Source organism: Flavobacterium plurextorum (genome assembly GCF_002217395.1).
Classification (GTDB): Bacteria; Bacteroidota; Bacteroidia; order Flavobacteriales; family Flavobacteriaceae; genus Flavobacterium; species Flavobacterium plurextorum.
On sequence record NZ_MUHD01000026.1, the window covers coordinates 23,039 to 45,667 of the forward strand.

Consider the following 22,629-nt stretch of genomic DNA (forward strand, 5'->3'; position numbering starts at 1 on the left):
TAAATTTATTGATGAATTTTTAACAATTAAAGTTAACAAAAAAAATCATTCATTTTAATTTTAGGAGCTTATTATTTGATTATCAGTTGTATAATTCGATGGTTTTGTTAAAAGCAGTCCGCGTGAGGGATAGCAGCAGTCCTGCCGAAGCAGCGCGAATAGCCCGACGCCATATAGAAAAAGCCCCAATGAACGCAATGTAAATTGGGGCTTTTTTTATATGGGGTCACGCCCATAACTTCGAAATTTTGAAACTGCTTTTTACTCTTAAACTCTGTGATAATCTGCTCGCCAATGTACGATGGCTTTTTTGATAGAATCGCCCGAGAGGTTGTTTTTAAGAGCATCGTCGATTAAAGTGAGAACTTCGTCGTTTGGAGCAAAACGAAGTGCAAATATTTGATCATCGGTAAACTTATGTTCGATTTCTTCAAACCTTTTTCCTGTGAGTGTAAAATAGCGATAGCGAAGTTCTAAACGTATAATTCGGTTTTGTAAAGTGAGGGCATAGTGCTGGCGCAGCATATAAGCAAGAAAAATAAGCAAGCCAAAAATAATACTTATAAATGACCAAATTAGCGGATCTGTTGAGGTAAAAGCAAAGTACAAACTGCTGAGAAAAAATAGAACTGCAAGCGGATAAAATACAAAATGATGTGCGGTATAAAATCGTATATGATTGTAGTAGGTTTGAATTTTCATAATGTAGAATGTTTATATGAAAGTAAAAAAAATAAAGCTACTCTAAAAGAATAGAATAGCTTTTTTTCTCAAAAATAAACTAACATAACCAATGTTTCCTTTATCGTATAAACTTTTTACAGTTTTACTTAGTAATATATTTAGAAGTCTTATTAAGTCTCAAATTGTCAATATTTTGACTTTGATTTATACTAGTAAAATTAGGTTATGTGCAGCTATTGTTTGTTATATTTTGAATAGCAAATGTTATATGATTTCAATATAGAAATTACAACGTACCTATAATTTGCCATTGTTCAAGTTTTGACTGCAAAGATTTACTTGCATTTGCAGGACTTGTTGAGGGAAGTGTTATAAGCTGATAGGTATTTTGAAGTTTGACATATTTCTTGAAAAACTGTGCTGCTTTTTGACCGTTAAACAGTATGGTTTTTATATTGGAATGCTGTTTTAGAAAGGTCTCAAAATCATTGGCGATTTCATTCTTTATAGCGCTGTCTAGACTTCCAACTCGGTCGCAATACTGTAATACATCCCACAATGCAATTTTATTTTGAAGTAAAAAAGCCTTTTTTGTTTCGTAATCATTGCTGAAATCTTCATTGAAAATGGTAAACAAGAATTTCCAAAAATTGTTTTGATTATGTCCGTAGTATTGATTGAGTTCTAATGATTTTGTTCCAGGCATTGTACCTAAAATTAATATAGTAGAATTTACTGAGCTGATGGGAGCGAAAGAAAAACTTTTCATTTTATAAAAATAGTAAAATAAGGTTCTAAGGAGCTAAGATTCTAAAAAAAAGCTCAGAACCTTAGCATCTTAGTTTCTAAGAGCCTTCCTCAACGTCCAAATCGATAATACTCTAAATCCTGATTTTTTTTGTTATTGATTGAGTCTAAAACAGAATTCATTCCCATCACGCTGAAAGTAATTCCGTTTCCTCCGAAGCCTAAAACATAATGCTCGTTTTTTTTCGGATCTGGTTTCCCAAAATACGGCAGACCGTCTTTCGTTTCTCCAAAAGTTCCTGCCCAGGAATAATCTAGTTTAAAGTCAGAATTCGGGAACCTTTTTTGAAATTGTTTTAGCAAAAACAATTCTTTTTTAGGAAGCAGATTATCTCTTTTTTTTAGGATCTTTAAATTCTTCGTCACCTCCACCCATAATAATTCGGTTGTCTGAAGTAGCGCGATAATAAAAATATGGAGACGAAGTGTCCCACATCACAGCATTTTTTAAACCAATCGGTATTTCGGGCATAGATTCAGATGCAATTGCAAATGTGCTTTTTAAGTCGACTATTTTTTCGTTTATTGTTTCAGTGCTTTCGTAACCCGTACAATGTATAACGTGATCTGCGGTAATGGTGCATTTACTATCTGTTTGGGCAATACATTTCCCTTTTTGAGAATGTATATTGGTAATATTAGTTCTGTCAAAAATCTGCATACCATTTTGCTGACAGTAAAAAAGTAAATCACCCGATAATTTAAACGGATCAATAACCGCTGCTGTTTTTGATTCTATAGCCGCAAGAGCATTTAATCCTATTTTTTCTAAATCCTGTTTGTTGAGCCAGCTTACATCAAAACCTAATTGTTTACGGACTTTAAATTCGTTTTTTAAAAATGGAATATCTTTTTTGAATGAGGTAAAATAAATACTCTTTTTAAATTCAAAACCACAGTCACTTTTAATAGTGTCAATTATTGTTCGAAGATCAAAGATTGCTTTTTTTCCATTGTTGTAACTGTCTACAGCGCATTTTTCACCTCTAAGCTTTATTAATTCATGCAACGGCACATCAACTTCATATTGAAGTAAAGCAGTACTTGCTGCCGTACTTCCGTTGCAAACATCACGACGATCTGCAAGGACTATTTTTTTTCCCTCAGAAATTAATTTATATGCCATTAAAGCTCCCGTTATTCCGCTTCCAATGATAAGAATCTCAGTGTTGATATCAGAACTGATAGAAGGATAACTAATATTCATGGCATTTTTTAAAGGCCAGAAAGTTTCTGTCGAGCGTAATTTCATTTTTTAGATTTATTGTTTTACGGTTTGAATCGAGTTTTTTTTAAGACTCTTTCTTAGCATTTTCTTCTTTTTGTTTTTCCTGTTTTTCCTGTTTTTCTTCTTTAGCTTTCGTTGCTTTCTCTTGTTTTTGTTCTTGCTTTTTCTCTTTTTCCTTCTCTTTTTTCTTGAAGTAACCTCTAAACAAGAAATTACTTTTTGCTGCCTCCATATTATCGCTAAAACCTTTTGTTCCTGTTTCTAGATTAGAGAGCGTATTTGAAACACTGTTTGCCATTTTATCATCACGTACTAATCTTGCCAAAGCACCATTTCCGTTATTCATGCTGTGACTAAAAATGGCTAACTCTTCAGAAATAACGCCTACATTATCGACACTTTTTTTAACGCTTTTCATAATGTCGTTCATTTCTATTCCGTCAATAGAAGCTATTGCACCATTGTCTTCAATAATTTTTTGTGATTTAGTTCCAGGAGAAATAGTGAGCACTTTGTCGCCCATTAATCCATCAGAACCAATACCGGCACGAGCATCTGTTTTTATAAATTCTCGTACTTCATCTTTTATAACCATTGACACAACAACCGAGGAATCATTAATTAATCTGATTTCCTCAACCGTACCAATGTTAATACCTGAAAAGCGTACGTTGTTTCCAACTTCTAAACCGCTCACAGTTTTAAATTTTGATGTAAGGTGAAATGTTGAACCAAATAGATTTTTTTGTTTTCCAATAAAATAAATTGCGGTTATAAAAAGTAACAAACCAATTGTTACAAACATTCCTAATTTCCAAGTATATCCAGATTGCTTCTCCATGATTTCTAAAGTTTTTTTTATTTAAAAAAGGAACGAACCCATTTGTCTTCGTCTTTTTCTAATTCGTCATACGTTCCTTCGGCATGAATTACTCCATCTTTTAGTACTATAATTCGATCTGCCGTCATTTTTGCACAAGCCATATCGTGCGTAATTATTATTGCCGATGTTTTTTGTTTCTTTTTAATGTCAAGAATCAATTCACTGATTTCTCTAGAAGTAATTGTATCTAATCCAGTTGTAGGCTCATCGTATAATATGATTTCGGGTTTTAAAATCAATGTTCTTGCTAAACCAATTCTCTTTCTCATTCCGCCAGAAAGTTCAGATGGCATTTTATCTACAGCGTCACTTAAACCTACATTTTCCAGCGCTTCCATAACTTCATTTTCAATCTCTTCTGAGGATAAATCTCTTTTATGTTTGCTCAACGTAAAAACAAGATTTTCCCGCACCGACATCGAATCATACAATGCACCGCTTTGAAACAGAAAACCAATTCGCGTTCTTATTTTGTTAAGTTCATTTTTTTTGAGTTCCAGTATATTTTCATCAAAAACGGTTATTTCGCCTTTGTCTGGTGCGATCAATCCAACGATACATTTTATAGTTACCGATTTTCCTGAACCAGAACGTCCTAAAATCACCAAATCTTCACCTTTATGTAAGTTCAGATTGATGCCTTTTAAGACTTCGTTATCTTCGCCAAAAGTTTTATGTAAATCCTTTATAGCGATTATTACATCTTGCTTTTTAGTTTTTGATTGTGGTTCTATATTTTCTTTTTCTTTAATCATCTTAAAAAAATAAATCAGTTATCTGTACTGCGAGCATATCGATAATAAATATGGTTAAGGAAGCTGTTACAACTGCAGAATTTGCAGCTTTTCCCACGCTTTCCGTTCCGTTTGCGGCATTAAATCCTTTAAAACATCCAATCATTCCAATAAAAAAGCCAAAGAAGAAAGTTTTAATCGTGGCAGGAATCAGATCTAAAAATTCCAGAGACTGAATAATCTGTGTTAAGTATCTATAAAAATTGACATCGCCATGAATGTTTATTCCAACATAACCGCCAATAATTCCAACAGCATCAGCAAAAAACACTAATACAGGCACCATTAAAGTGCACGCTAGAATTCTAGTTACGACCAAATAGTTGTACGGATTAATAGCCGAAACTTCCATAGCATCAATTTGTTCTGTAACTTTCATAGAACCTAACTCAGCGCCAATTCCAGACGAAATTTTTCCTGCACAAATCAAAGCCGTAATAACAGGTGCAATTTCTCTAATTAAGGAAAGAGCCACCATTCCCGGAAGCCAGCTTTCGGCTCCAAATTTTACTAATGTAGGACGAGATTGCAAAGTGAGTACTAAACCCATAATAAAGCCTGTAATCGCTACTAGAGGCAATGATTTGTAACCAATAACATAACATTGTTTCAAGAACTCTTTTGCCTCATAAGGAGGAATTATTACCTCTTTAAAAAACTTCTTTGCAAACAAAGCTGCCTCTCCAATTTCTGTAAATGTATTTTTTAAGCTCAGAATCAAAATGTTTTGTTTTAAAGTTGCTTTTGTATTTCAAATCAATATTTTAACAGTTTTTTCTGCTTTTGTAATTATTTAGGAAAGTTACCCTGATAGTTGTTAAAATTATTTACACAACTCTTCTTGAAGTTTATATAATTTTCATTGTGAGTAGATTAAAGTAAACTGATGCTGAATGTGATATAACAAAAAATCCCTTTCATTAAGAAAGGGATTTTAAGGGTTTAATAAAACTTTGGTCAGTGTTGCTAAGAGTTTATTGCAAATCCAGTTCTGGATTTTAGCAGCGGAATTACTTTAGATTGCGATTGAGCAAAATTTTCCATTAATAATCTTGCTGTTAAATAGCATATCGTAGATTCTGCGCCTTGATTTAAGTTTACATTTTCTTTTTCGAGTCCGTCATAACCACCGCCGCTTACGGGATTATACATAATTTGATTTAAGTGATTTTTACCTAAAAACCAGTTAAAAGCTGTTTTCATTTTATGTTTATATTCTGGAATTTTAAACGTATTGTAAAATGCATTTAAAGTTTGAATGGTGTACGAAACGTCAATAGGCTGTTCTCCAAATTGTTCTGGTTTTGTGCCTTTTTGATACCAGTTTTGATTAGAAATGGGTTTAAAACTGTCATCTATAAATGTTTTAGAAATTAAAAAATCTAATGAATCTAAAGCTGCTTTTTTATAAACAGGTTTATTAGTTACTAAATAAGCATACAACATCGATTCTGGCAGAATACCATTTGCATAAGTTAAGTAATTCTCAAACCATTGCCAATCTTCAGCAGCCGTGTTTTCATAATTTGCAAGCAGTTTTGCATTCAATTTATTTATAATCGCCGCCATATATAGGTTCGGAATTACAGAATAATAGAGATACAAACCTTTTGTAGCAAATCCAATTGAACGTGGCGATTGAATTGTTTCGGCCCATTTTAAAGAATTCAATAAACATTTCGATGCTTTTCTTGAAATCGGTTCTGGAAGAATATCAGAAATAGAAGTTACCGTTCCTAAAGCCCAGATCGCTCTTGCGTTTGAATCTTCTAAATTAACTTCGGCATTTTGTTCCATATGATCGCGGTAATCCTGATCGACATAATTAATGAAATTTCCTTTTGGCTTTTGACATCTTTCTATAAAATCCAAATAAATCAAAATGTACGGAAGATCGTCTTTATCCTTCGTTAATTTATAATGCATGCAAAATGCAATCAATGCGCGAGCATTATCATCTAATGTATAACCGGATTCTACATCTGGAATAGAAATTTTGCTGAACTGAATAATACCAAGATCTGTTGTTAATTTTTTAATGTGACGTAATTGTATTTTAGGATATCGGTACTTAATTTCGTCTGGTTTTTCAAGTAGTTTTTTATACGTTTTTATGTGAATTATTGCCGTATTCTCCCAAGAGGAAGCTCTCGTTTTTCTAAAAGCATTAATTCCCATTTCATGTCTTAGATTTTCATCAGAGATTAATTTAAGCGTCGATTCTGCAAACTGATCGACATTACCAATATCAACTAGAACACCGCAATCTGGAGTTAGAACTTCTCTTGTATGCGGAATTTTTGAAGCTACCATTGGGCAGGCACAGCTCATTGCATACGAAAAAGTGCCGCTTACTGCTTGGTTTGGATCTTTTGAAGTAAACAAATAAATATCAGTAGCTTTTAAATAATCTAAAAGTTCATCCGTATCTAAATACTTATTTATAAAACGAACATTATCTTTTAAGTTCAAATCTTCAACAAGCGCTTCAAGTTTATTTCGGTATTCATCAACACCATCTTTAATTAAATTTGGATGCGTTTTTCCAATTATCAGGTAAAGTACATTTGGCTCTTTTTTAATGATTTTTGCCAAAGCCTGTAAACCTGTTTCAATATTTTTTCCTTCACCAAGTAATCCAAAAGTAGATAATACTAATCTGTCTTGAATATCATATTTTGCTTTGGCTTGATAGGGAGTTTCATAAATTACAATATGAGTGCCGTGTGGTACAGTTGTAATCACATCTTCTGAAATGTCATATTCTTTAATCAGGATTTCTTTGGACTGATTTGTCATTACAAAAACGGATTTGCTGTAGCTTAAAAGTAATTTTACAAATGTTCTTAATTCGTTATTCGGATTTGGAATAACACTGTGAAAAGTAAAGGTTACGGGTTTCTTAATTACATTTAAAAAATCTAATAAATGGTCTCCGTATTGACCGCCGAATAATCCAAATTCATGTTGAATATGAACTAATTTTATTTTTTCATCTTTATTGATTTCGCTTGCAGCTTTAGCATAATCATCTTTATTTTTTGTGTTTAAGGTAAAAGCTTGTGTTGGGTTTGTCTTGGGTTTATCGACCAGTTCGCAAATTTCACAGCTGATCGATTTGCCAAAAACATCTGTAATGCCTTTAATAGTATCTTGAGTATAAGTTGCGATTCCGCATTGCGTGGGTGGAAAAGTCGAGAGAAAAACTATTTTTGATTTATTTGATATCGTCTTCATGGGAGTTCTGTTTAAAATTCAATTAATAAGTCATTTAGGATTAGTAAATCCATTGTAATTTTATTGTAGGCAGATATTTTAGGAGGTTGTAAAAAAACTTCCTAATCCAGAAAATAACATAGTCTGCATACGTGTTTTTCACGAAGCATTCTAGAGGTTTAGTAATTGGTGTTGTTAGTTTCGAAATTAATTTCGAAAGAGCATTTTGCTCAAATAATGCAATGCAGGCTTATTAGACTTAGTTTTTGTTTTTGTTGCCGCTTGATCTATCAAGGGTGAGTCAATAGAAATAACGATAAGAAAAAATAGAGGATCAATTTTATAATTAAAATTAGGTTTTAAGCTAATAGAGGTTTGAATGTTTTTCAAACGATCTTTTTAAAATTAAAGATGAAGTCTATATTTTTTCTTTAAATATTACAATTGAATTGGTGAAAGTAAATTGGGAATTAAATAGAAATTTTCTGTTGATTTTTTCGATCAATAGAACATTATATTTTAGATTCTTAAACAAACTATTTTTACTTTTAATAAAAGTATGATTCTTTTTTGAAATGAAAAGCTAAAATTTTGATAATTCTTTTTTTAATGTAAGTTTTTGATAGTCAGTTTTGTAGTTTTAAATTTTAGAATTGAAAAACTAACGATAGGTATAATGTTTTTTGGTTATAAATGCTATCGGAATACCAACACAGAATATCAAAATTAATATGGAAAGCAGTAATGGAAAGTCAAAATGTTTGGATGGAAGTTTAGGAAATGTGATTGGAAGCACGATAAGACTCATAACTATCCAAACAAATAAACCATATAAGACACCAGAAAATACGGTGTTTTTTTGCAGAAAAGGAAAATAAGGATAGATTTTAAAGAAAAAATAAGCAAAAGCAAAGGCAATAAAATAGTGAAGAAGCAAACCGTATACTGCCATTTGAGATCCGCCAATGTAAGCTTCCTGTTTAAAAATACCGCTGGCAATTGATTGTAAAATTTTTTCGGCTGTTGTTTTGTGTAATAAAACAGCGTAGATTAAAATTGCAGCCAGAATATCTAAAGTTCCCGCTAATAAGCCAGAGGATAAAACAGTTCTCGATTTTGATTTCATATCTTAAATTTTCTTTATCGATTTAGAAATTTTGTTTAATTGATTTGTGTGGCGTTTTGTATGAATGAGTACAAAATTAATCCATTCGTAAATCGTGAATTTGTCAAAACCAGGAACTTGAAAATCAAGACAAGTTAAGGTTAAATCATATTTTTCAGCTGAATCTAATAAATCGAATTCAATTTTATGAAGTTTTTCGATCAGTACTTTTTTGTCGTATTCTTTTTTTTCAGGTTGTAAAAATATTGGAGCATCCATTTTTATGTCGAAGTTTAAAAAAAGAGCTTCAATATCTTTTACTTTTTCTTCGGGATTTCGAGTAGTTTTTTCAGTTTTTCCTGCAAAAAGTTCAGGATATCCGGAGCCTGCCAATACAATATGCTGTGCTGTTTGTCCTGCTGTCCAACTGTTTTCGTATGGAATTTTATTTATTTCATTTTCAGAAAATAGCGAAAAGGTTTCGTTTAGATCATGAAATGTTTGAACTATATTTTGTTTAACTGCTGCTTTCATAATTTTAATCTTTAAGTGATTATTATACTGATGTTATCCACCAAGTATTCCCGAATGGATCTGTTACACCGCAGGTTCTGCCATAATCCTGATTACTTAAACCCATTAATGAAACGGCTCCATTTTCTAGCGCTTTTTTATAACTTTCATCAGCGCTAGGAACATAAACAAACAAATTAGCAGTTTGTTTGGGCCAGTCCGCAACTTCATCGGTGATCATTATGGTGCTTCCATTCAAAGTAATTTCAGCATGCATAATGGTTCCGTCTTCACGTAGTGCTTTAGTATGCGTTTCTGAAGCTCCAAAAACAGTTTTAGTAAAATCAATAAATTTTGATGCGCCCGGTAAAATTAAATAGGGCATTATGGTTTGATGTTCTGCCGGAATATTCATTTTGCGGTATTTTAAAATTTTGGATTTTAAAATTACAAATTATTATTGTATTATTTTGTAATTCAATTGATTATGATTTTACGGAAGTACTTCGCAATGAAAACCAAATGAATTTACGAGCTCTATTATTTTGTGATTTGAAATTTTTGAATCGTTGATTCGCAGAATTTTATCGCAATCTTCAAGATCAAAATTGATAGCGCTGTTAGGAAAATGCTCAAGAAGCTTTCCCACAATCATTATTGATTGCTCAACTTCTTGAACATTTGTTTTGAAAACTTCTATCATCATTTGTAAATTTTATAAAGCGATATTTTTATAACGCTCAATTTTATGATAATAGGTATAAGAAACAGCCAAAATCAATAAAAAGATTAATGGGAAGAAGCCTTGAAAACCAATTCCATCAACCGCAAAATGGCTGATTGAAGCGAATATAAAATCGAAACCAAATCCGGCGTAAGCCCATTCTTTTACATTTTTAGGAACTGACGGAATCACTAAAATTAAAACACCTAAGATTTTGAAAATAACTAATGCACTTCCAAAATACTCTGGATAGCCTAAATGTCTGATTCCTTCTTTAGCCAGTTCTGTCTGAGAAGTTAATGCCGGCATAACGCCTTCGAATAGAAAAATAATAATTGTCGTAACCCAAAAAATAATTTTTGCTTTTTTCATGTGGTATTTTTTAAATAGTTATTAGTTAATGCATTACAAATGTAATGATCTTATATTTCTGATAAAATACACATTTACGACTATTTTAGGGGCATTTACGACAAGTTGATTGTTGGTTGGTTGTTAGTTAGTTGTTGCTTGGATTTACCATACAGTTTGTCATCCCGCGTTCCTCGGGATGACAAGATTGTTTTGACTGCTTCACTATGCTCAACACGATAGAAATAAGAAAAATTGGAATTTAAAATTTACGTAAGCTGGTAATTCGTAATCAAAAACAAATCCTCAAAACCCAATCTTGTATAAATGCCTTTTCCTAAAGCAGAAGCTTGCAGTTGCGCATATTCACAATCAGCATCAATTGCTTTATTTATAGCAAATTTCATGATTTCTTCGGCAAAACCTTTTTTACGCATTTCTGGAATAACGCCCACACCATGAATTCCCATTGTTTTTTCGGTTTGAAAAAGGGTAAGTGTTCCAATTGGTTTTTCTTCAAAATGAACTAGATAAAATGCGGCATTTTCGTAATTATGAACCAATGTTTCTTTACTGATAACATAACTAAAAGACATCGGATAAATATCAGACCAGGTTTTGGCATCGTCATCATTTAAAACTCTTTTAAAACTCAGATTGTTTTGGATCGGAAATTTTTCGTCCAGTTTCAAAGCCATAGCCATCAATTGAATGCGAGTAGAAAATCCGTTTTTTTCAAAGATTTCATTTGAATTACTTCCGAAAATATCCCAATATGGAATAACTAATTTGGGATTTTCTTTCATTATTTCCATAATCTGTGGAAGATTTTTTTCGGTGATATCTTCTCGAAACCATAGTCGGTTTGGCCAGCCGGAGTTTTCTATTTGAATAAATTCAAAAGGATCGTTTTTATGATAGGAAAGAAGGGGAGTCGCAACAGTTCTCCAAAGCGCTGTCAGGTTGTCAATATTGTCTTTGATGAGGTTTATATTTTTCATTTTGAATATCAAATTTAAATCTGAAACAAAGATAAAATTAGCTTTTCAAGAAAACCTTTACATATGTTGATTTATAAATCTTTTTCCAGACTTTTTCTAATTCGGCTTAACTGAGTTGGAGTAATTCCTAAATGCGATGCAATATGTAATAGCGGAACTCGTTCTGCAATACTTGGATGTTTCTTTAGAAGATTAACATATCTTTCGGTTGCGTTTTGCATTACCAGCGCCACTTCTCTTTGTTCTTTATCAATAATCCAGTTCTTTTCTAAATGAGCGATATAAAAGTTTTTGAGATCTTCATTTTCATTAATTAGCAAAATGTATTTTTTGTAATTAAGGTTGATGATAATGCTGTCTTCCAAAGCTTCAATTGTAAAATCTGAGGGCGATTGCAGCATCAATGAAACTTTTGAACCTGCAAAAGAGTTTTCCATGAAAAGATTTTTATTATAGAAATTTCCCTGTCGATCTGTTATAAAAGCTCTTAGAATTCCTTTTGCAACAAAATGAAGATTTTTAGCAATTTCTCCATTTTGTAATAAAGTTTCTCCTTTTTTAATGGTTTGGAATTCTGTAATGTTCTCAATTAATTTCCATGATTTTTCAGAAATAGGAGAGTAGCCTTCGAAAGCCAGCTTTAGATTGTTGAGGGATATTTCTTTATTGAAAGTCATAGTTAATCGTTTTGCCACAAAGACGCTATGGCGCGATGTTTTTTTTTCAAAAATAAAGAAATAAGTCTAAGTTTGTCATTTCGACGAAGGAGAAATCTCCACAAGAAACTCCACAAAGATTGGATTTTCGTTGAGGAGCTGCTTGTGGAGACGACTTTACAGCAAATAAAAAACCGCCAGAAACTCAAAAGCTTTTAGCGGTTTTATTACAAGTTATTTGTACTGTATTATAGCTTAATCAGCATAATGATAAATGCTTCTTTTTACTGTATTATTTATTTTTTCAAGTGTTACTTCTGTCACACCGCCTTCATAATTCATAGCAATAGCTACTTTATCTTTTGTAATTTGATAATCAATAGAGATTAACCCATTTTTATTTATCTCAACAGATTTAGTTTCACTTGGAATTGCACTTAAAAAGTATTCTGATTCTTCGACTTCTTTGTTTTTAATAATATTTTGATACACTTTATCAATATTAGTATCTTTTAAGATGCATTCTTTTCCAGATCCCATTTCTACTTCGATGTTTTTACAATCCTCTTTTTCCTCTGCCTTTTTTTCTTCTTTTACAACCGCAATTGTATCTGCCGGCTTGGTTTCTGATTTTAATTCTTCATTCGAATTAGTTTGCTTGCAATTTGCAAATAGTAAAGCTAAAAGCGCAATGGATGCAATTTTCTTCATGGGTTTTGATTTATTGTTTGAAAGGATTATTTTATAAAGTATGATATATTCAAAAATGGTATTTACGAGTTTATCAAAAGTAATTCTCTAGGTTTGTTATTCAAAACTAATTCTTAGATTATTTTGTATTCGGGCTTTATTACCTTTATATGTTCCAGGTTTCCAATTATTGTAATCTTTTTTTAGTGTATGTATAGCAAGATTAATCAAATCTTGTTTGTATTTTTCATCAATACCTTTTTCATTTACCCAATTAGTTTGTTTTATATTACTTATTGTCCCATCTTTTTCTACGATAAATTCTATATCAGTAAATAAATAATGCATGCTTTTTCTATTTATTGGTAAATCAGTTTTTATAGTGGTGGAATAATCATTCTCTATAGCAATTTTTGGGTTTAATATTTTTGGTTTTTCGTTTTGTTCTAAATCGTAAATGCTAATAATTTTATTGTTGTTATTAATATTTTTTATGAGAATTTTTATAGCATCATTTTCTATCTCTGATTTATAATTCTCTCCATATTTTTCTTTCATTTTTAAATCTATATATGCGATATAACAACCTCTTGTTTGTCCCTCATAAATTTCACAACCCAAATCCTGAATTCCTAGTTTAAATTTTTTCTTTTTAAGAACTTCTTTAATTTCATCTTCATAAGGCTTGAAATCACATCCAAAACATATCGTTTGAACATAAACACCATTGTATTTTGAAAGATCATCTTTTGCTCGTTCAATTTCACCATTGCATAAACTATCGCTCTTAGGAACGTTTTTCATGTATTTTGCATAATCTAATGGTGGAGGAAGTTTAACAATTTTGGTTGTGTCTGACCTTGATGTATTAATTACCTCTGTATTTTTCTTACAGCTAATTATCAAAAAGAAAAATACAAATAGGATGAAATAATGCTTTCTCATAAAGTGATTAATGATCTAAAAGTAAATATATGAAATTATAAAAAAGCATCGCGAAGAAATTATTGTGGCGGAGCTACTTGCGAAGATCTCTCCTTCGTCGAGATGATAATATAGTAGGTAAAAAAACTTATTGGTCTTTGCTACAAAACTAAAAAAACGCCATGAAACCAAAGGTCTCAAAGCGTTTTCATCTCAAAAAATAAATAATTAACGGGTAATAGGTATTATTTCCAGCCTCCGCCTAAAGCGCGATATAAATCAGTATTAGCGGTTAACTGTTGTCTTTTAATATCTGCAAGTTCCAATTCGCTTTGCAGTAAATTTGCTTGTGCAGTTAAAACTTCAAGATATTCTGCCATACCATTTTTAAACAAAAGGTTTGCATTTTTAATGGCTTGCTGCAAGGTTTTTACTTTTTCTTGAAGGAAAGTTTCTTGCTGCTGTAATTTCTCTACTTTCACTAAAGCATCCGAAACTTCGCTGACAGCAACTAAAACAGATTGTCTAAAACTTATAACTGCTTTTTCTCTTTCTGCGACAGCGATATTATATTGTGTTCTTACTTTTTTATTATTCAAAAGAGGCTGTGTTAAACCGCCTGCAACAGTTCCGAATAAGGAAGCAGGAATGTTAAACCAATTGCTGGCTTCAAAAGAGTTTACGCCGCCTTGAGCTGTGATTCTTAAAGCTGGATATAAGTCGGCTTTTGTGATTCCTACGTTTGCGTTGGTAGCTTTAAGCGCTAATTCAGCGCTTTTTACATCAGGTCTTCTGCTCACTAATGAAGACGGAATTCCAACAGCGGTATTGTGTTTTACTTCAATTGAACTCAAACGAATTGTTCTTTCTTTAGAATTCGGAAAAGAACCCGTCAATACGCTTAATGCATTTTCTTGAATAGAAATATTTTGTTCTAATAACGGAATCAACTGCGCTGAGTTTAATTTTTGTGCTTCAGATTGTTGAATCGCTAGTGAAGTTACCTGACCAGCATCGTATTTTAATTTGATAATATTTGTTGTACTATCATTTAAACGAAAATTTTGTCTGGCAATATCCAATTGAGCATCCAGCATTAAAAGATTATAATATCCTCTTGAAACATTGGCTACAATATTCGTTTGCAGTGCTTTCTTCACTTCTGCAGATTGTAAATATTCTGCATAAGCGCCTTTTTTCTGATTTCTGATTTTTCCCCAAATATCTGCTTCCCACGAAAGTGAAGCTCCCGCAGAAAAGTCATCGATATGATTTTGACCTAAAGCCTGACCTAAATTTTTACCAGTAAAACTATTATCAGAAGGATTGCTGGTGCTTGCGTTTACGAGTAAATTAACCTGTGGCACATTTCCCCATTTTGATTGTGTAAAACGGTAATGTGCAATTTCGATGTTCTTTTCGGCAATTTGCAAATCGTTGTTTCTGGCAACGGCACTGTCGATCAATTTGATAATATCTTTTTCTGTAAAGAAGTTTTTCCACTCCACATCAGCAATACTGCTTGTATCGCTTGAAACCGATGCATTCCTGAAGTTCTCAGGAAACGCATCTTTTGGAGTTTCAATATCCTTAGAAACTTTACAGGATATTAAAGTGATGATCAAAATGGCGATCATCACGATTTTGGTTATATGATTTTTCATTTAGTCTTTTTATTAATTTTTTTTATCCGTTGGGTGTATTTTTTTTAACACATAGAAACATTCCCGACAGCTATTGGGATTGAGAATAAAAAAAAGGCGTTTCACTTATTTTAAATGCACATAGTTTTCTATGTGTTGAAACTAGTTTCATTTATTCTCTTTTTTTGAGAAAAAAATCTATGTCTCTATGTGTTAAAACATTTTTTCACACAAAGGGTTAAATTTCTGTACAAGTATCTTTTCTAGTTTCAAGATCTTTTGAGATTCTGTACGATATATATCCGATGCCAATTATAATGGCGACAAGGATTGTTGTGATATAGTTTTCCATATATTATTTTTCTTCATTATGAATTACGGCAACTGGTTTTCCAGAAACCTTTTCTTGTAAATGTTGGAAGATGATGAATAAAACCGGAATGATAAACAGACCTAGAATTACTCCCGAAATCATACCTCCTGCAGCACCAATACTAATAGAGTGGTTACCTTGAGCTGATGGTCCTTTGGCACTCATCATTGGTACTAAACCAACAATAAAAGCAAGCGACGTCATGATAATTGGTCGTAAACGTAATTTTGCAGCATCGATTGAAGCTCTAATTAACGCTTGACCTGATTTTCTTTTCTGCACGGCAAATTCTACAATTAAGATGGCATTTTTGGCGAGCAATCCGATCAGCATGACTAATGCAACTTGAACATAAATATTATTTTCAATTCCAGTTAAACCAATAGCTACGAATACTCCAAAAATACCTGCAGGGATCGATAAGATTACCGCCAAAGGCAAAATGTAACTTTCATACTGTGCAGCAAGTAGGAAATAAATGAATATCAAACACAGTAAGAATATAGTTGCCGATTGCCCTCCAGAAGAAATCTCCTCACGAGTCTGACCCGAGAATTCAAACCCGTAACCTGCAGGTAATTGTTGTGCTGCTACTTCTTCAATTGCTTTAATAGCATCTCCGGAACTAAATCCTGGTTTCGGAATGGCATTAATAGAAATTGAGTTAAATAAATTGTATCGTGAAGCGGTTTCTGAACCATAAATACGAGTTAGTTTTACTAAAGTATTTATTGGAACCATTTCGCCAGTTTTGTTTTTTACAAAAACTCTGTCTATTGCTGTTGGATCTGCTCTGTCCTCGATATCGGCCTGAACAACTACACGGTAATATTTACCAAATCTGTTGAAATCAGATGCCTGAGCACTACCAAAATAAGCCTGCATCGTTTGTAAAATGTCTTTTACATTAACACCCAATTGATTTGCTTTTTCGTCATTAACTTCCAATTGCAATTGAGGATAATCTGCTTTGAAACTCGTAAAGGCAACCGCAATTTCTGGACGTTTCATTAATTCTCCGATAAAGTTTTGAGAGATTCCACTGAACTTATCCAGTTTTCCTCCAGTTTTATCCTGCAGCACTAAATCTAAAGCCTCAACATTACTAAATCCTGGAACAGTTGGGAAACTGAATACGAAGAAACTTCCGCCAGAAATAGCGCCCAGTTTACCACGAACCTGATTCATGATTTCGTCAATATTTTTAATATCACCACGTTCCTCATTTGGTTTAAGCAATACGAAAACTACTGCTGATGATGGACTTGTAGAATTAGTCAATAAGTTGAAACCTGAAATCGCTGTTACAAATCGTGAAGCGTCTAAACCTCTTAAAGTATTTTCAGCTTCAGTCATTACTTTCTGCGTTCCGTCTAATGATGTTCCAGATGGTGTATTTACTGCAATGGCGATAAATCCTTGATCTTCTGTTGGGATAAATCCTGCAGGAGTTGTTTTTACCATTATGACAGTTGCTATAGTAATTAAAGCCAATCCGCCTAAACTCAACCATTTTCTTCTGATTAAGAATTTAAGTCCGCCTACATAACGGTTTGTTAAAGATTCAAAACTGCTGTTGAAAGCCGTGAAGAATTTTTCTTTAAATCCTTTTTTCTCATAAGCAGCATCATGATCGTGAGCTGAGTGATTATCTTTTAAGAATAAGGCAGCAAGCGCCGGACTTAATGTTAAGGCATTTACAGCCGAAATTACAATTGCAATTGCCATCGTAAAGGCAAACTGACGATAGAAAACTCCTGTTGAGCCTTCCATAAAACCAACCGGCAGGAAAACAGCAGCCATTACCAGCGTAATCGAGATAATAGCACCCGTTATTTCGTGCATTGCTTCATGGGTTGCGATTTTTGGAGACAAGCGTTTGTGCTCCATTTTCGCATGCACGGCTTCGACAACTACAATAGCATCATCTACCACAATACCAATCGCCAGAATTAATGCGAAAAGCGTTAAAAGGTTGATCGAAAATCCGAATAACTGCATGAAGAAGAACGTTCCTAAAATTGCTACAGGTACAGCAATAGCCGGAATTAATGTTGATCTAAAATCTTGCAAGAAGATAAATACCACAATAAATACCAATATAAAAGCTTCTAGTAAGGTATGCTGAACCTGTTCGATAGACTGGTCAAGAGATACTTTTGTACTATAGAAAATATTGTGTTTTATGCCTTTTGGAAAATCTTTAGAAGCTTTTTCCATCATTTTATTAATAGCAATCTGGATTTCATTAGAGTTAGATCCTGCTAATTGAATCACCCCGATTACAACTCCTTTTTTACCATTTAAACGAGTTAAACTGTTGTAAGAGTAAGCACCAAGTTCAACTCTTGCTACATCTTTTAAGCGAAGTACTGAACCATCTGCATTAGAACGTATAGCAATATTTTCATAATCTTCTGGTTTAGTTAATTTCCCTTTATATTTAATAACGTATTCAAAAACCTCTTTGCTTCGCTCTCCAAATTTACCTGGAGCAGCTTCCAAACTTTTATCTTGGATCGCTCCCATAACTTCGCTTGGCGTCACTTTGTAAGTTGACATTTGCGTTGGATTCAACCAAACACGCATAGAGTAATCTTTTACACCACCAAAAATACTGGCAGAACCTACACCTGGAATACGTTTTAATTCCGGAATAATATTAATCTGTGCGTAGTTGGCAACAAAAGTCTGATCGTATTTTGCTTCATCATCAGTATACATACCAATTGCCATGATAAAGCTGTTTTGCTGCTTAGCTGTAATAATACCTTGCTGTACAACCTCGGCAGGAAGCTGGCTGGTTGCCTGTGCCACTCTGTTTTGTACGTTTACTGCAGCTTGGTCAGCATCTGTACCAAGTTTAAAGAAAACTGTAATAGCTAAAGTACCGTCGTTACTGGCTGTAGAACTCATGTAAGTCATGTTTTCTACACCATTTATAGATTCTTCGATAGAAGGTGCCACAGAACGTAAAACCGTTTCTGCGTTTGCTCCCGGATATACCGCCGTTACCAAAACCGATGGCGGCGCAATATCAGGAAACTGTTGTAAAGGCAGTTTAGTTAAACCTAATACTCCCAAAATCACCAATAAAATGGAAATTACAGTTGCCAGTACAGGTCTTTGTATAAATATTTTGAACATTGTCTTTTTGAATTATTTTTTATTAGTTACTTCGGCAACTTTAGTTGATTTTTCTGGCTGAATCGCTTGTCCATCCTGAAGTTTGTCAATACCGCTTAATACGATTTGGTCACCCGTTTTTACACCTTCTTTAATTAAATAATTGGTACCGCTTTTACCCACAACGATAATAGGCATTTTAGTCACTTTATTGTCTTTACCTACAGTGAAAACAAACACTTTATCCTGCATTTCAACAGTAGCAGCTTGCGGAACTAAAATTGCATCGTCGTGATTTAATCCTAAACGAATTTTTCCTGTATTTCCAGAACGTAATGTTCCGTTTGCATTAGGGAAAGTTGCTCTAATCGTAATCGCTCCGGTAGTTTTATCAAACTGACCGTCTACCATATCGATTTTTCCAGTTTGAGGATAAGAACTGTTATCAGCCAAAATCAAAGTAACTGGAGGTAGTTTTTTGATTTTGTCACCAAGAGAATTTCCTGCATATTGCGTCTTAAAGTTGATGAAATCTGTTTCGCTTAAAGAGAAATAAGCAAATACTTCATGAACATCCGATAAAGTTGTCAGCGCTTCAACATCAGATGCAGAAACTAAACTTCCTTGTTTTTTAGGCAGCCTGCCAATGTATCCGCTCACTGGAGCCGTAACATTTGTGTAGCCTAAATTAATTTTAGCAGAACCTACCATTGCTTTTGCTTGTTCAATATTAGCTGCAGCAATTTTTTGAGAAGCCTTTGCAGTTTTCAACTGATAATCAGAAACTACTTTGTTTTGAACCAGCGGAGTCAATTTATCAACTTCTAAATTTGCATTAATCAAAGCCGCTTCTGCAGCGTGAAGACTTGCCAAAGCATTGTTTAACTGCTCACGGAACGGACGTTCGTTTATTTTGAATAAAGTTTGTCCTTTACTTACATAAGCACCTTCGTCAACATAAATTCTGTCAAGGTTTCCGCTTACTTGCGGACGAATTTCAACATCAACAGTTCCTTGTATAGCGGCAGGATATTCAGCGTCAGTAGTTGTGTTTGCACTTGTGATCGCTAATACTGGTAAAACCGGTGGAGGTGGAGCAGTAGGTGCCTGATTTTTATCAGCACAGCTGCTTAATACTAAAGCCAGAATAAAACTGGTTATAATTACATTTTTCATTTTATTGGTTTTAATTGGTTCAACATTTCTTTTAAAAAATTGTGGTATTCTGGCATTCTCGGGATTCATATTTAATTATATTAAATTATCTAACGTTGTTAAGTAAAAATGCACAAATTTCCATACAGTAAGCCATTTCCAATTCGACTATAAATTGGTATTAAATTATTTATCACTGTTAAGTAAAAGAGTAAAAAAAACTCGGTTTTACCTTTATTAAATTTTCTAACAGTGTTAAGTTAAGATTATAAAAAAAAGGATTTTATATTATCCAATTAAATTATTTTACACTGTTAAGTAAAAATTGAAAAAAAAATCTACTGTATTGATTTGATGATACCGCCAATGGCATCTTTCAAAATTTGAGCATTTATTGTTTCTAAAATATCACTTTTATTTATGATGTTTATGGCAATTAAACCATGAATCACAGAAAAGAAAGTAAAATATTTTTGTTTAATGATATCTTCACTAGGATTGCTGTCCTTCATAACTTCAGCAATAACACCAGTAAATAATTTGTAAGGTGCTTCCTGAGCCGAACATCGCTGAGCACAGCATGTCATTTGTACACCAAACATCAACTGATACATTTCGGTATTAGTAAAAGCGAAGTCCCAGTAAGTCATCCACATGGCTTCTAATTGATCTTCGGGTTTTTCAAACTTATCGATTGCAATTTGCAATTCTTTCGTCAGCTTCATAAAACCTTTGCCGGTAAGTTCCTCTAATATTGCTTCCTTATTCGAAAAGTATTCATAAATAATGGGAGCAGTATATTCGATTCTGTCGGCAATTTTACGCATACTCAAACCATTCCAGCCTTCTTCTTTTACGATATCATAAGCAGCGCCAAGAATATTATTTCTTGTCTCTTCTTTTTGTCTTAAAATTCGATCTTTGCTAGCCATTTTATTCGAGTATTAAATCGTTTAACACTGTTAGGCAAATGTATGGCGGTTTTTCTAATTATGAAATGTTTTTATCATAATATTTTCTTATCGTATCATAGATTGATTCTGAAGCCTTGAATTTATTGAGGTTTTAGTTTTTATATATTTTTTTGAAGCAGTTCATTTTTCGCTTTTAAGAACGTTTTATCCCGCTCTACACTATATCTTTTATGGCGAACACCGCCATAAAAGGATGCCGTTTCGATCTGGGCTAGGCGAGAACGTGTATTTTTTCATTAGAACTTTGTCAAAGTATGCCAAGAATAATTTTGTATTAATAAAATTCCGGAGGAATGAAATATTTATAGATTATTGATTACACAATTTAGAAAAAGCTCCAGCGGAGCGACATATTAATATTGTAAATCCAAAAGATATTTCGCCCCGCTGGGGCTCTATTAAAATAAAATTAATTGTTTCTATAAATATTTCGTCCCGCTGGGACTTTTGTATAATTTTTATTTTACGGGATATTTTTCTGGATTTTGTGAAGTATGAAAAACAGCATTTAAAAACACTGTTTTTGATAATTCATCAACAATAAAAAATGCGACGTAAGGAAATTTTTTAAATGGAAGATAACGATAATTAGTATCGTGAAATTGATAGAAAGGATTTAAATGTAAGGCTTTGTAAACCTTTTTATAATCATTAAGAAAATCTAAGGCAATTTTTTTTGCTAACTTTTAAAATATAATATTCAACTGCTTCCTCAATATTTTTTAATGCAATTGGAGAAACAATAATCTTATAATTCATACTTCTTTTTTAAATCGGTATAAACAGAGTCAGCATCAGTATAAAGGTTTTTATCTGAAATAACTTGATCGTTTAATATATTTTGTTGTTCTTCAGATAACTCATATGGTTTTATATTTGCGATCTCAAATTTGATCTTTAGTGCTTTCATAAAAGCTTTTACAGCTTCAATTTGAGAAGCGTCTTCTGTGTATGCTGTGATGTTAATTGCTTGCATGATATTAATTTACTAAAGTTGATCAACAAAGTTAAGACAAAACTCTAATTTCCATGTTAATCTCTATAATTTATTTATTCATTACTGCCAATAGTAATTTTTCGTAACATTACAACAAAAAAAATGAAACCAATAACCATCATAAAAACCACAATTGCTGTTTTATTTTTCCAGCAGACCTTTTCTCAGGAAGCCAAAAAAGAAACTGCAGAACCAAATTACACCATCGAAAATTGTATCAATCATTTTGAAATAATGACAAAAATGGGATAAATGTTTGCTGAAATATAGATTTCTTATATTTGATAAAAGCCAATGTATTTATTGAAAGAAAAATCTTTCTTTTTTAAATGTTTTTATCTATATTTGAAGTTCTTAAATCTTCACATTAAGACGAAATAAAATTTGCCCTTGTGCTAAGTAGTAAAGCTCCGAAAGGACTTTGACGCCGTGAAGAAGCGTAAGACTACTAAGGCATGAGGGTTTTTTCTTAAATTCTTCAAATTATGAGAACAAACACACTTTCCAAAGAAGCCGAAACAAGACTTCTAAATTTCTTCAGCGATAAAATTAATCCCGAAGACATGGCTAAAGCATTACGACAAGTAAATTATATTTTAGCTTTAGGCGTAATGCGAGAACATGAAACCCTTCAAAACGGAGTAACCGAATTAGAAAACAGCTTTTTTTGGCTTAATGAATTGGCCGAAGTTTTGAATCCTTATTTGAGTGAGGAGTAAGATTTACAAAATAAAACCTCGGTTTCTTAAGATCGAGGTTTTATTATTTGTATTGTTGTTGAGATT

General features: G+C 32.8%; 24 protein-coding genes. 2 read left to right on the plus strand and 22 right to left on the minus strand.

Features of this window, described 5'->3' with window-relative positions:
- Positions 1–267 precede the first annotated feature (267 nt).
- The 22 genes from B0A81_RS13505 to B0A81_RS13610 all read right to left on the minus strand — a co-directional run bounded on the left by B0A81_RS13505 (position 268) and on the right by B0A81_RS13610 (position 21,823).
- Positions 268–702, minus strand: coding sequence for a DUF6526 family protein (locus B0A81_RS13505; protein WP_089058524.1), 435 nt, complete (start codon positions 700–702; stop codon positions 268–270).
- A gap of 268 nt (positions 703–970) precedes the next feature.
- On the minus strand, positions 971–1,453 hold the full coding sequence (locus tag B0A81_RS13510) for a DNA-deoxyinosine glycosylase (protein ID WP_089058525.1): 483 nt from the start codon (positions 1,451–1,453) through the stop codon (positions 971–973).
- 89 nt (positions 1,454–1,542) lie between these two features.
- Positions 1,543–1,794 carry an FAD-dependent oxidoreductase gene (locus B0A81_RS21835; RefSeq protein ID WP_244281422.1) on the minus strand — a complete coding sequence of 84 codons (252 nt, stop codon included), beginning with the start codon at positions 1,792–1,794 and terminating at the stop codon, positions 1,543–1,545.
- A gap of 25 nt (positions 1,795–1,819) precedes the next feature.
- Positions 1,820–2,743, minus strand: a complete 924-nt coding sequence (locus B0A81_RS13515; RefSeq protein WP_244281423.1) for an NAD(P)/FAD-dependent oxidoreductase — start codon at positions 2,741–2,743, stop codon at positions 1,820–1,822.
- A 40-nt stretch (positions 2,744–2,783) separates the two neighbouring features.
- The gene (locus tag B0A81_RS13520; protein ID WP_089058526.1) at positions 2,784–3,560 is read right to left on the minus strand and encodes an MlaD family protein; all 777 of its coding nucleotides are present in this window, start codon (positions 3,558–3,560) and stop codon (positions 2,784–2,786) included.
- Between the two features lie 17 nt (positions 3,561–3,577).
- Positions 3,578–4,357, minus strand: a complete 780-nt coding sequence (locus B0A81_RS13525) for an ABC transporter ATP-binding protein (protein WP_089058527.1) — start codon at positions 4,355–4,357, stop codon at positions 3,578–3,580.
- Between the two features lies 1 nt (position 4,358).
- Positions 4,359–5,117, minus strand: coding sequence for an MlaE family ABC transporter permease (locus B0A81_RS13530; RefSeq protein WP_089058528.1), 759 nt, complete (start codon positions 5,115–5,117; stop codon positions 4,359–4,361).
- Between the two features lie 245 nt (positions 5,118–5,362).
- Positions 5,363–7,633: a glycosyltransferase gene (locus tag B0A81_RS13535; RefSeq protein WP_089058529.1), complete on the minus strand. Its 2,271-nt coding sequence runs from the start codon at positions 7,631–7,633 to the stop codon at positions 5,363–5,365.
- Positions 7,634–8,273: 640 nt separating this feature from the next.
- Positions 8,274–8,738: a DUF1440 domain-containing protein gene (locus tag B0A81_RS13540; RefSeq protein ID WP_089058530.1), complete on the minus strand. Its 465-nt coding sequence runs from the start codon at positions 8,736–8,738 to the stop codon at positions 8,274–8,276.
- A gap of 3 nt (positions 8,739–8,741) precedes the next feature.
- Positions 8,742–9,251, minus strand: a complete 510-nt coding sequence (locus B0A81_RS13545) for a DinB family protein (protein WP_089058531.1) — start codon at positions 9,249–9,251, stop codon at positions 8,742–8,744.
- Positions 9,252–9,273: 22 nt separating this feature from the next.
- Positions 9,274–9,645, minus strand: a complete 372-nt coding sequence (locus B0A81_RS13550) for a VOC family protein (RefSeq protein ID WP_089058532.1) — start codon at positions 9,643–9,645, stop codon at positions 9,274–9,276.
- Between the two features lie 78 nt (positions 9,646–9,723).
- Entirely contained in the window at positions 9,724–9,936 is a 213-nt protein-coding gene (locus tag B0A81_RS13555; RefSeq protein ID WP_233206987.1) for a hypothetical protein, read from the minus strand.
- A gap of 9 nt (positions 9,937–9,945) precedes the next feature.
- Entirely contained in the window at positions 9,946–10,326 is a 381-nt protein-coding gene (locus B0A81_RS13560; RefSeq protein ID WP_089058533.1) for a DoxX family protein, read from the minus strand.
- Positions 10,327–10,574: 248 nt separating this feature from the next.
- Entirely contained in the window at positions 10,575–11,306 is a 732-nt protein-coding gene (locus B0A81_RS13565; RefSeq protein ID WP_089058534.1) for a GNAT family N-acetyltransferase, read from the minus strand.
- A gap of 71 nt (positions 11,307–11,377) precedes the next feature.
- Positions 11,378–11,983, minus strand: a complete 606-nt coding sequence (locus B0A81_RS13570) for a Crp/Fnr family transcriptional regulator (RefSeq protein ID WP_089058535.1) — start codon at positions 11,981–11,983, stop codon at positions 11,378–11,380.
- A gap of 234 nt (positions 11,984–12,217) precedes the next feature.
- Positions 12,218–12,673, minus strand: a complete 456-nt coding sequence (locus B0A81_RS13575) for a hypothetical protein (protein WP_089058536.1) — start codon at positions 12,671–12,673, stop codon at positions 12,218–12,220.
- Between the two features lie 96 nt (positions 12,674–12,769).
- Positions 12,770–13,456 carry a hypothetical protein gene (locus B0A81_RS13580; protein WP_208861321.1) on the minus strand — a complete coding sequence of 229 codons (687 nt, stop codon included), beginning with the start codon at positions 13,454–13,456 and terminating at the stop codon, positions 12,770–12,772.
- A gap of 365 nt (positions 13,457–13,821) precedes the next feature.
- Complete coding sequence (locus B0A81_RS13585; RefSeq protein WP_089058538.1) at positions 13,822–15,240, minus strand: TolC family protein; 1,419 nt, start codon at positions 15,238–15,240, stop codon at positions 13,822–13,824.
- 334 nt (positions 15,241–15,574) lie between these two features.
- A complete protein-coding gene (locus tag B0A81_RS13590) occupies positions 15,575–18,739 on the minus strand; it encodes an efflux RND transporter permease subunit (RefSeq protein WP_089058539.1) in 3,165 nt (1,054 codons plus the stop codon).
- A gap of 12 nt (positions 18,740–18,751) precedes the next feature.
- Positions 18,752–19,963 (minus strand): efflux RND transporter periplasmic adaptor subunit, encoded by a 1,212-nt coding sequence (locus tag B0A81_RS13595; RefSeq protein WP_089058540.1) that lies wholly within the window; start codon positions 19,961–19,963, stop codon positions 18,752–18,754.
- A gap of 248 nt (positions 19,964–20,211) precedes the next feature.
- Positions 20,212–20,805 (minus strand): TetR/AcrR family transcriptional regulator, encoded by a 594-nt coding sequence (locus B0A81_RS13600; protein WP_089058541.1) that lies wholly within the window; start codon positions 20,803–20,805, stop codon positions 20,212–20,214.
- 790 nt (positions 20,806–21,595) lie between these two features.
- Positions 21,596–21,823, minus strand: coding sequence for a DUF2683 family protein (locus B0A81_RS13610; RefSeq protein WP_089058542.1), 228 nt, complete (start codon positions 21,821–21,823; stop codon positions 21,596–21,598).
- Positions 21,824–21,946: 123 nt separating this feature from the next.
- Here B0A81_RS13610 and B0A81_RS13615 point away from each other — a divergent pair, with 123 nt between their 5' ends.
- Positions 21,947–22,096: a hypothetical protein gene (locus B0A81_RS13615; RefSeq protein ID WP_244281424.1), complete on the plus strand. Its 150-nt coding sequence runs from the start codon at positions 21,947–21,949 to the stop codon at positions 22,094–22,096.
- 233 nt (positions 22,097–22,329) lie between these two features.
- Entirely contained in the window at positions 22,330–22,563 is a 234-nt protein-coding gene (locus B0A81_RS13620; RefSeq protein ID WP_089058543.1) for a hypothetical protein, read from the plus strand.
- The last annotated feature ends 66 nt before the right edge of the window (positions 22,564–22,629 follow it).